The following is a 9,895-nucleotide window of genomic DNA, read 5'->3' on the forward strand; positions in this document are numbered from 1 at the left end:
CGAATTCTTCGTGTCCGACGACATGGCCGGTCCCGATGGCCCGCTGGCGGCCTATGGTCTGGTGTCCGACCCCGAGCTTGCCGCGACGCAGGACGCGGTCGCGAACGAGGTGGTCATGGGGCCGCTGGAATAAACCCGTCGGTCAAATGGGCGGCGCAGATTGTGCCGCCCTTCCTTCTTTCTGGGGCACTGGACGCAGCATGTCGGTCCTATTGACTGTTTCCCTTCTCTGCTTGCTTGCAGTAGCCGGCTTCGTTCTTTGCCGTCGGCGCGTTCTGATAATGGCACAGGGCGACACACGCAGGCTTCATTCCCTGCCTGCCTATTATGGTTGGCACGGCGCGCTCATGGCTTTCGTTCCTGCGCTGGCCCTGATGACATTGTGGCAGATCGCCCAACCGCTTGTGATCGAGAGCCGCCTGGCCGGCATGTTCCCGGAAGCAATGGTCGAAGATACCTCGGTGCGCACGCTGCTTTTTGCAGATGTGCGCCGGATCGCGGCGGGTCTGGATGCGGCCGTTGCGAAAGGGACTATGACGCCAGACGCAGCCGAAGAATTGAATACCACTGACGGTAACGTTCGCGAGCAGCTCGAGGCGTCGGGTGTGGCGCTGGGGGCAGAGGTACTGCCAGAGACCTTGGCCGCCGCTCAGCAATATCGTGCGGCTGCTTCTATGGCAGGCACTGTCCGCAGCGTCCTGGTTCTGACCGTGGCGGTCCTGTGCGTTTTTCTGGCCTATCGTTGGACCAACCCCGACTTCCGCGCCCGCAATCGGGTCGAAAGGGTGATGCTTTCGCTGTTGATGCTGGCGTCCCTGATCGCGATTCTCACCACAGTGGGGATCGTGTTGTCGATGTTGTCGGAAAGCTTTCGCTTCTTTTCCATGTTCCCGATCGGGGATTTCTTTCTAGGCTTGACGTGGTCGCCCGCCTTTCAGGGCAGTTCGGAGCTGGGGTTCCTGCCCCTGCTCTGGGGCACGCTCTATATCAGCGCGATTTCGATGCTGGTCGCGGTTCCCGTGGGTCTGTTCGCCGCGATCTACCTTGCGGAGTTTGCCGACAGGCGGGTGCGCAGCGTCGTGAAGCCCCTGATCGAGGTCATCGCGGGGATCCCCACGGTGGTCTTCGGCCTGTTCGCACTGGTCACGGTCGGCCCCGCCCTGCGCGACTGGTTTGCCATGCCCTTCGGACTGGGCAATTCCGGGTCTTCCGTCATGACGGCAGGCATCGTGATCGGCATTCTGAATATACCCTTCATCTCGTCCCTTGCAGACGACATCATCTCCGCCGTACCGCAAAGCCTTCGTGACGGGTCGGCGGGGCTTGGTGCGACCAAGGCGGAAACGATTTCGCAAGTGGTACTTCCTGCTGCCCTTCCGGGTGTGGTTGGGGCCGTGCTCATGGCCGCCAGCCGCGCCATTGGCGAGACGATGATCGTGACGATGGGAGCGGGAGCTGCGGCAAAGCTGGACCTCAACCCGTTCGAGGCGATGACGACCATCACGGTGAAGATCGTCAGCCAGTTGACCGGTGACACAGAGTTCAACTCGCCAGAGACGCTGGTCGCCTTTGCGCTGGGGATCTCGCTTTTCGTGATCACGCTTTCGCTCAACGTCCTCGCCGTCTGGATCGTGCGGAAATACCGGGAGCAGTATGAATGACCCAAGACACGGCAACCACGCCGACCGGTCCTCGGGCGGACCAGCATCCGCTGCTGTCCGGCAGTACCAGTCTCCGCCGTCGCAAAGCGCGTGAATGGCGACTCAAGGTCTATGGAGTTGCCGCCATCGGGCTGAGCCTCGCAACTTTGTTCGTCATGATCTTCACGATTTTGCGCGATGGCTCGCAGGCCTTCTATCAGGCGCGGCTGACATTCCCGCTCGTGGTAGACGCGGCAATCGTGGACAAGGAGGGCGCGCGCGATCCTGCGGCGATGGCGAAAGTCACGACAGTTGGCTACCAGCGCCTTCTGGCGCAGGCCTTTCTTGCCCATATCGAGACGTCGGGTGTTCCGCTTGGCGATGTGACGGAGAAGGAAGCGGGCGAGATGATCTCGCGCGATGCGGCGGGGCGCCTTCGCAAACAGGTGCTGTCCGATCCGGCGATCGTGGGCCAGACCATAACGGTTAACGCCTATGCCACGGGGCGGATTGACGGGTATCTGAAGGGCAGGGTGACGCGGGCCAGCGCAGAGCGTGACAGCCTGGTCACGCCCGCCCAGCTCGACCTTGCAGATCGGCTTTTGCAGGCGGGTATACTATCTCTTGGCTTCAATTCTGGATTTCTGACCGACCCCGACGCCTCTGATCTGCGCCCCGAATCCGCGGGGTTGGGTGTGGCGATCATCGGGTCAGTCTACATGATGGTGCTGGTGGCAATCTTCACTGTTCCAGTAGGGGTTGCGGCATCGATCTACCTCGAGGAATTCGCGCCTAAGAACTGGCTCACCGACTTGATCGAAGTGAACATATCGAACCTCGCCGCCGTGCCTTCGATCGTGTTCGGTATCCTCGGTCTGTCGATCTTCATCAACTTCATGGGTTTGCCGCAATCGTCCAGCCTTGTGGGGGCACTTGTGATCTCTCTCATGACGTTGCCGACGATCATCATAGCCACACGTGCGGCAATCAGGGCTGTGCCTCCGTCGATCCGAGATGCTGCGCTGGGGATCGGCGCGTCGAAGATGCAGATCGTCTTCCACCATGTCCTGCCGCTGGCCATGCCGGGGATCATGACGGGCACGATCCTTGGCCTTGCCTCGGCGCTGGGCGAGACCGCGCCTCTGTTGCTGATCGGCATGGTGGCCTTCGTGACGACCTATCCGTCGGGCCCGCTGGATGGCGGGATCATGGACCCTGCCACCGCATTGCCCGTGCAGGTCTACAGCTGGGCGTCGCGCTCCGACCCGGCATTCATCGAACGATCCTCGGGGGCGATCATCGTGCTGCTCGCCTTCCTGCTTGTCATGAACGTCGCGGCGATCCTGCTGCGCCGCCGCTTTGAACGCCGCTGGTAGGGATAGCCAAAACAATGAACGTGATGACAGTGGTGGAGAGAGACGTGAGCGAAACCCGCAGCAAGATGGACGCCAGGGGCGTACAGGTCTGGTATGGTGACAAGCACGCGTTGAAGGATGTGGATGTGGCGATCCTCGACCGCACCGTGACGGCGTTCATCGGCCCGTCGGGCTGTGGCAAGTCCACCTTTCTGCGTTGCCTGAACCGCATGAACGATACCGTTGCCTCGGCCCGGGTGATGGGGAAGATGACCATGGACGGGCAGGATATCTACGATCCCCGCGTCGACCCGGTGCAACTGCGCGCCAAGGTCGGCATGGTCTTCCAGAAGCCGAACCCGTTTCCCAAATCCATTTACGACAACGTTGCCTATGGCCCGAAAATCCACGGTCTCGCCCGCACCAAGGCGGAACTTGACGAGATCGTGGAGACAGCACTCAAGAAGGCCGCTCTCTGGAACGAGGTGAAGGACCGCCTTGCCGCACCCGGCACCGGTCTGTCCGGCGGCCAGCAGCAGCGCCTGTGCATCGCAAGGGCCATTGCGACAAGCCCCGAAGTCCTGCTGATGGACGAACCCTGTTCCGCCCTTGATCCCATCGCCACAGCGCAGGTCGAGGAATTGATCGACGAGCTTCGCGCCCATTTCACGGTAGTGATCGTGACCCATTCCATGCAGCAGGCGGCGCGGGTTTCCCAACGGACCGCGTTCTTCCACCTCGGAAATCTCGTCGAATACGGGGAAACGGGACAGATCTTCACCAACCCCCGGGACCCCCGCACCGAGGCCTACATCACCGGCCGGATCGGCTGAGGAGCGAGACATGACCCAACCCCATATCATTTCGTCGTTCGACCGCGATCTCGAAGCTGTGCAGGCATTGCTCATGCGGATGGGTGGGCTGGTGGAAAGCGCGATTCTGGATGCCGCCGAGGCCCTTGAAATGCGGGACGAGGGGCTGGCCCTGAAGGTCCGCGACGGGGATAAGGCCATCGATGCGCTGGAACAGCAGATCCATTCCGAATGCGCGCGGCTTCTGGCGCTGCGGGCCCCGACGGCCTCTGACCTGCGGATTGTTCTGACCGTTATGCGCGTTGCCGCGGCGCTGGAACGTTGCGGGGATTACGCCAAGAATCTGGCCAAACGTTCGTTAATCCTTGCCCATATGTCGCCGCTCGGTGGAACGACCGGATCGGTCTGCCGGATGGCAAAGACTGCTGTGCTGCGCCTGAAGGATTCTCTCGACGCCTTCATCGGCCGTGACAAGGTGCTGGCGGCTGACATCCGTGACCGGGATCGGGACATTGACCAGATGTACAACTCCCTGTTCCGAGAGCTTCTGACCCACATGCTGGAAGACCCGCGCGCCATCTCGCCTGCCATGCATCTGCATTTCATCGCGAAGAACATTGAACGTGTGGGCGACCATGCCACCAGCGTGGCCGAGCAGGTGATCTTTCTGGTGACGGGCGAGGTACCAGAAGAAGAGCGCCCGAAGGCCGATGCGACGGCCACGACCTCCCGTTCCACGGAGGAATGAAATGAACGAACGTCCGATGGTGCAGCAGCCCAAGGTACTTCTTGTAGAGGACGAGTTCGCACAGCGTGAGGTACTGGCATACAATCTTGAGGCCGAAGGTTTCGACGTCATCCAGGCCGACAATGGGGAAGATGCCCTGCTGCTGGTTGACGAGGATCATCCCGACATGATCATCCTCGACTGGATGATGCCGAAGGTTTCGGGAATCGAGGTTTGCCGTCGCCTGAAGATGCGGCCCGAGACGCGCGCGATTCCGATCATCATCCTGTCGGCACGCGCCGATGAGGTGGATCGTGTCCGTGGACTGGAAACTGGCGCGGATGATTACGTGATCAAACCATATTCGATGGTGGAACTTATGGCACGTGCGCGCGCACAGATCCGGCGCGTTCGCCCGTCGACGGTCGGAATGGTATTGCAGTTCGACGACATCCGCCTCGATGCCGAAAGCCATCGCGTCTACCGCGGCGACAAGGTTCTCCGGCTCGGCCCCACCGAATTCCGGCTCCTCACGGCGTTCATGGAAAAGCCAGGACGGGTCTGGTCGCGCGACCAGCTGCTGGACCGTGTCTGGGGCCGCGACATATACGTCGACACACGCACCGTCGACGTCCATGTTGGACGCCTGCGTAAGACCCTATGCGCTCACGGTCATTATGACCCTATCCGCACCGTGCGCGGATCGGGGTATGCTTTGGGGTAGTGTCTGGTTATGAGAACCTTAGGGGGTTATCCGATTTCTCCTCGTCGCTACGTTTGTCTTCAAATCTTGGTACGCCATCTGGGCAAATGACGGCGGTTGACTGCCCCCGCAACCAGAATTTCCCCTTTCATTTCCTCAGCCAAAAGCCGCCCCACCGGGCGGCCATGTCCGTTCTCGCCCATCCCCCGCCTCACAACCCCTGAAACCGGTATCCCGGGCCGTACCGCTCGATCCGCCCGAACTTGGGGTCCAGCAGATGCGCCCCGGTCACCGCAGAGCCGTCCTGCGCCAGCATCTCGAGCGTGCGCAGCCGCGTTGCGCGTGCAGCGGCGGCGTCCACGTCGAAGATGACACCCAGCGACGGGTCGGACAGTTGAACGTCCTGCACATGCACGACATCGCCCATGTGCAGCAGGTCACGTCCCCCGGCCTCGATCCGCAGACCGGCATGGCCGGGTGTATGGCCCGGCAGGGACAGGACGCTGATCCCTGGCAGGATCGTCTCGTCGCCCCGTACCAGCCGCAACCGGTCGCCATAAGCTGCCAGCGCGGTGGTCGCCAGCCTTTGCCATCCCCGCAGCGCCTCATCCGCGCCCGAAAAATGTGACTCCTCCATCCAGAAGGCGCGTTCTTCCGCGGTCAGCAGGAACTCCGCCGCCGGAAAGACCGCCGCGCCGGACGGGGTGACGGCGCCAGCCACATGATCGGGATGCAGATGGGTCAGGAACAGATGCGTCACCTCCTCCGGCGCGACACTTGCCTCGGCAAGGGCTGCCATCAGCCGCCCCGAAGACGGGCCGAACAGCCCGCCCGTCCCCGTATCCACCAGCAGGACAGCGTCGCCCGAGCGCAGCAGGAAGGCGTTGCAATGCGTCTGGACCTCGGTCTTTCCGGCCGCGCGCAGCAGGGTGCCGACATGCCCCGCCTCCGCCCCCGTGAAGATGCCCTCGTCAAAGACCAGCCGGCTGTCGGTCAGCGCGGTCATGCCGAAGGCGGCACAGGTATCGGTCAGTGCCATGTGTCCGTCCTTTCCCGTCCAGTTTCCGGCGCGTCCATGCCCCCCCCCCGCACCCGACCGGCAAGCCACCGCGCACCCCGGCCACATCGCAAAACGCCGCGGCCCCCGTGCCGGTTGCACGCCTACAGGTCGGCGCGCACCAGTGCCCCGCCCGGAAGCCCGCGCGTCAGGGCCTGCGCCTCGGGATCGGCAAGGTTCGACCGCTTGTTGCGCGCACTGGCGCAGGCATGCTCGCGCATCCGCGCCTCGGCCCTGTGTCCCTGCCGCGCCTGCACGGCATGCAGGATCTCGACATGGTCCTCATGCGCTGCCAGCAACTGCAGACGGCTTTTCGCGGCATCCTTCGGCTCGAAGATGAACGCATCCGGAGAGACGAGAGGCAACCGCCACATCTGCCGGATCGCAACCCGCACCGCCCAGTTGCCCGACGCCTCGATCATCGCCTCATGGAACCGGACATTCAGCGCGACCCACTCGGCGCGCGCTTCCGCCCCCTGCACGCCGTTCTGCAAAAGCGCCTCCTCGCGCGCCACGATGGCCGAAAGCCGGTCCGCCATCGCCCTGTCCAACCCCCGCTCCGACGCCTGCCGCGCCGCCATCGCCTCAAGCTCGCCCCGCACCTCGATCGCCTCGACGATCTGCTGGATCGAGAAATAGTTGACCCTGCATCCGCGATTGGGTTCGCGGGTCAGCAATCCTTCGTGTTCCAGACCGCTCATGGCCAGACGGGCGATGGTGCGCGACACACCCAACTCCTCGGCCACGGCCACCTCGCGCAATTTCGCCCCCGGCGGGAATTCTCCGTTCAGAACCCGTCGGCGCAGCGTCTCTGTCGCATCATCAACGGCGAAACTCATCGCGTCACTCGCTCCCGGACTGGCGCAAAGTCTAGGGTGCCCCCGCAACCCTTGTCCAGCACACCGCGCCGCGCCCCAGCGATGCCACGCCCGCACCAGGCAGACCGGCAACACCCCCGACAGCTGGCACGGAACTTGCCCGCCGCGCCGCGGGCCCCGACGGCTTGCCCCTGTCCGTGCTTTGTGGAAACCTCGCGCCGTGCCAAGGGCAGGGGGCTTGCGCCAGATGATCGAAACCGTTGTATCCATGCTGCTGGACCCGTTCCGCGCCGGTCTGATCTTCTTCCTCGTCCTCACCGCCCGGCGGACGCGCGCCACGATGGGGCTTTCCGTTCCGCTCGCGGCGGGTGTGGTCTTCATCGCGGCCCTGCTTCCCCTAACCACCGGCACGGGCCTTGCCGATGCCGCAGGCGGCATGATCCCCGCCATCCTTGCGGGCATCGTGGCCAACATCCTCCTTCTGGGACTCGTCCTTCTCGGCTGGACCGTCTGGGATCGCGCCCGTCGCTGACCCGACGGCTCCGATCGCGCGCCGACGCCTGCGCGCCCAGCAGGATGCAGCGCACGGCCCGCTGAAAAAGAAAACAGGCCGGGCTTTTCACCCGGCCTGTCCGCATCACGCCGGTCACTTGTCGGCGAAGATGTCCTTCTTGTGGGTGCCGCCCGGAACGAACAGGGCCCCGATCACCACCGTCGCCGCGGCGATGACGATCGGGTACCACAGACCGCCATAGACGTTGCCCGTCTGGGCCGAGATCGCGAAGGCGGTCGCGGGCATCAGACCACCGAACCAGCCGTTGCCGATGTGATAGGGCAGCGACAGACCGGAATAGCGGATGCGTGTCGGGAACAGTTCCACCAGCATCGCCGCGATCGGGCCGTACACCATCGTCACAAGGAGGATGAGGTAGGTCAGGATCGCCACGACCGCCAGCTTCTGGCCGGTGAAGATGTCGAAGAAGTGCTGGGCCTTCGCCACCGTCTCGTTCGCATCTGCCGACAGCGGATAGCCCGCCGCCGTCAGCGCGTCGTTCACCTGCTTGGTAAAGGCAGCCGGAACGCCTTTCTCGGCATCCAGCGCCGCCTGCGCCGCGTCGATGGCCGCCTGATCCGTCCCCGCCTTCGCGGTTTCCAGCGCAGCGGTCAGTTCCGCAACCTTGGCCGAATTGGCAGCCGCGTCATAGGCGGCGACAACCGTCTCGCCGATGGCGACCTGCGCCACCGCAGCATTCGCATCGAAGTTGGTGGTGTAGTTGACCGAAGTCCGCGCCAGCGTCGACTTCGCCACGTCGCAGGAGTTGGTGAACTTCACCGTGCCCGTCGGGTTGAACTGGAACGAGCAGTCGGCCTCGCTCGCCGTCACCGTGACCGGGGTCTGGTGCGCCGCATACAGGGCCGGGTTCGCGATCTGCGTCAGCAGCGGGAACACGAACTTGTAGGTCAGCGCCGCGATCAGGCAGCCCGCAAGGATGATCGGCTTGCGCCCGATCCGGTCCGACAGCGCGCCAAAGAACAGAAAGCCGCCGGTGCCAAGGATCAGCGACCACGCCACAAGAACGTTGGCGGTGAAGCTGTCGACCTTGATCACGTTCTGCATGAAGAACAGCGCGTAGAACTGGCCCGAGTACCACACCACGGCTTGACCGGCGACAAGGCCGAACAGCGCGATGATGGCGAACTTGCCGTTCTTCCAGGTGCCAAAGGCCTCGCGCAGCGGAGCCTTCGATGCCGCACCCTCTTCCTTCATCTTCTTGAAGGCCGGGGATTCATTCATCTGCAAACGGATGTAGAGCGAGATGAGCAGCAGGAAGATCGACCCGAGGAACGGAATGCGCCAGCCCCAAAGGTCGAAGGCCTTGATCATCTTCGGCGTCCCGTCGGCATTCATCACCGCCGCACCGGCCGCGTCCAGAACCGGCGTCGGTTCCCAGTTGCCGTTCACATAGCCCTGTACCGACAGGATGACGACAAGCGACAGCAGCAGCCCCAGCGTCGCCGTGGTCTGGATGAAGGCCGTGAAATAGCCGCGCTGGTTGGCGGGCGCATGCTCGGCCACATAGACCGCCGCACCGCCATATTCCCCGCCCAGAGCCAGGCCCTGCGCCATGCGCAGCGCGATCAGGATGACGGGCGCAGCCGCACCCCAGGACGAATAGCCCGGCAGCAGACCGACGAGGAAGGTCGACAGACCCATGATCAGGATCGTCATCAGGAAGGTGTACTTCCGCCCGATCAGGTCACCCAGCATCCCGAAGACCAGCGCGCCGAACGGACGCACGATGAACCCCGCCGCAAAGGCGAGCAGCGCAAAGACGTTGCGCGTCGCTTCGGGGAAGGCGGTGAAATACTGCGCGCCGATGATCGCGGCGAGCGAGCCGTAAAGATAGAAGTCGTACCATTCGAAGATGGTACCGGCAGAAGAGGCAAGGATGACCTTCCTCTCTTCCGCCGTCATGGGACGCGACCGGTCCCTGACGTTCATGTCAACAGATGCCATTCAGGCTTCCTCCTTGTTGCCGGCCCTGCCGGGGCCGTCCCACAGTCGCGGGCGCGCCTTCCGGCTGCGCTCCGCCTCCCTTCCTGCCTGTCCGGGCATCGCCCGGGCACGGCTCTGGTTCAGGCTGTCACCGACCGGACGATTGCGGCGAGCGCGCTCTGGATGTCTGCGATGTTGCCCATCGCGTCGATCCGTTGGAGCACGCCCCTGCCCTCGTAATAGGCGATCAGCGGGGCCGTCTGGGCGTGATAGGCCTTCAGCCTCT

At 63.6% G+C, this 9,895-nt stretch carries 9 protein-coding genes and 2 pseudogenes; 7 read left to right on the plus strand and 4 right to left on the minus strand.

The genetic code is table 11. The features are described from left to right. The 6 genes and pseudogenes from GU927_RS20205 to phoB all read left to right on the plus strand — a co-directional run. A pseudogene (locus GU927_RS20205) lies at window positions 1–133 on the plus strand (phosphonate ABC transporter substrate-binding protein); the annotation flags it as partial. Window positions 134–200: 67 nt separating this feature from the next. Continuing rightward, window positions 201–1,661, plus strand: coding sequence for a phosphate ABC transporter permease subunit PstC (gene pstC, locus GU927_RS20210; RefSeq protein WP_161764211.1), 1,461 nt, complete (start codon window positions 201–203; stop codon window positions 1,659–1,661). Then, window positions 1,658–3,016, plus strand: a complete 1,359-nt coding sequence (gene pstA, locus GU927_RS20215) for a phosphate ABC transporter permease PstA (RefSeq protein ID WP_161764212.1) — start codon at window positions 1,658–1,660, stop codon at window positions 3,014–3,016. Before pstC ends, pstA begins: the two co-directional genes overlap by 4 nt. Window positions 3,017–3,030: 14 nt before the next feature. Continuing rightward, window positions 3,031–3,828, plus strand: a complete 798-nt coding sequence (pstB, locus tag GU927_RS20220) for a phosphate ABC transporter ATP-binding protein PstB (protein ID WP_161764213.1) — start codon at window positions 3,031–3,033, stop codon at window positions 3,826–3,828. Window positions 3,829–3,838: 10 nt separating this feature from the next. Beyond that, entirely contained in the window at window positions 3,839–4,555 is a 717-nt protein-coding gene (phoU, locus tag GU927_RS20225; RefSeq protein ID WP_161764214.1) for a phosphate signaling complex protein PhoU, read from the plus strand. Window positions 4,556–4,571: 16 nt separating this feature from the next. After that, a complete protein-coding gene (gene phoB / locus GU927_RS20230) occupies window positions 4,572–5,258 on the plus strand; it encodes a phosphate regulon transcriptional regulator PhoB (protein WP_161764218.1) in 687 nt (228 codons plus the stop codon). A gap of 190 nt (window positions 5,259–5,448) precedes the next feature. Here phoB and GU927_RS20235 read toward each other — a convergent pair whose 3' ends face one another. After that, window positions 5,449–6,276 carry an MBL fold metallo-hydrolase gene (locus GU927_RS20235; RefSeq protein ID WP_161764215.1) on the minus strand — a complete coding sequence of 276 codons (828 nt, stop codon included), beginning with the start codon at window positions 6,274–6,276 and terminating at the stop codon, window positions 5,449–5,451. A 122-nt stretch (window positions 6,277–6,398) separates the two neighbouring features. Then, on the minus strand, window positions 6,399–7,133 hold the full coding sequence (locus GU927_RS20240; RefSeq protein WP_161764216.1) for a GntR family transcriptional regulator: 735 nt from the start codon (window positions 7,131–7,133) through the stop codon (window positions 6,399–6,401). A 226-nt stretch (window positions 7,134–7,359) separates the two neighbouring features. Here GU927_RS20240 and GU927_RS20245 point away from each other — a divergent pair, with 226 nt between their 5' ends. Continuing rightward, window positions 7,360–7,644, plus strand: coding sequence for a hypothetical protein (locus tag GU927_RS20245; RefSeq protein ID WP_161764217.1), 285 nt, complete (start codon window positions 7,360–7,362; stop codon window positions 7,642–7,644). Window positions 7,645–7,758: 114 nt separating this feature from the next. On the opposite strand, the gene GU927_RS20250 is transcribed toward GU927_RS20245, so the two are convergent. Continuing rightward, window positions 7,759–9,630, minus strand: coding sequence for an MFS transporter (locus GU927_RS20250; protein ID WP_217765746.1), 1,872 nt, complete (start codon window positions 9,628–9,630; stop codon window positions 7,759–7,761). 119 nt (window positions 9,631–9,749) lie between these two features. Beyond that, window positions 9,750–9,895: pseudogene (locus GU927_RS20255) on the minus strand (adenylate kinase); the annotation flags it as partial.

The organism is Paragemmobacter amnigenus (assembly GCF_009908265.2).
Classification (GTDB): domain Bacteria; phylum Pseudomonadota; class Alphaproteobacteria; order Rhodobacterales; family Rhodobacteraceae; genus Paragemmobacter; species Paragemmobacter amnigenus.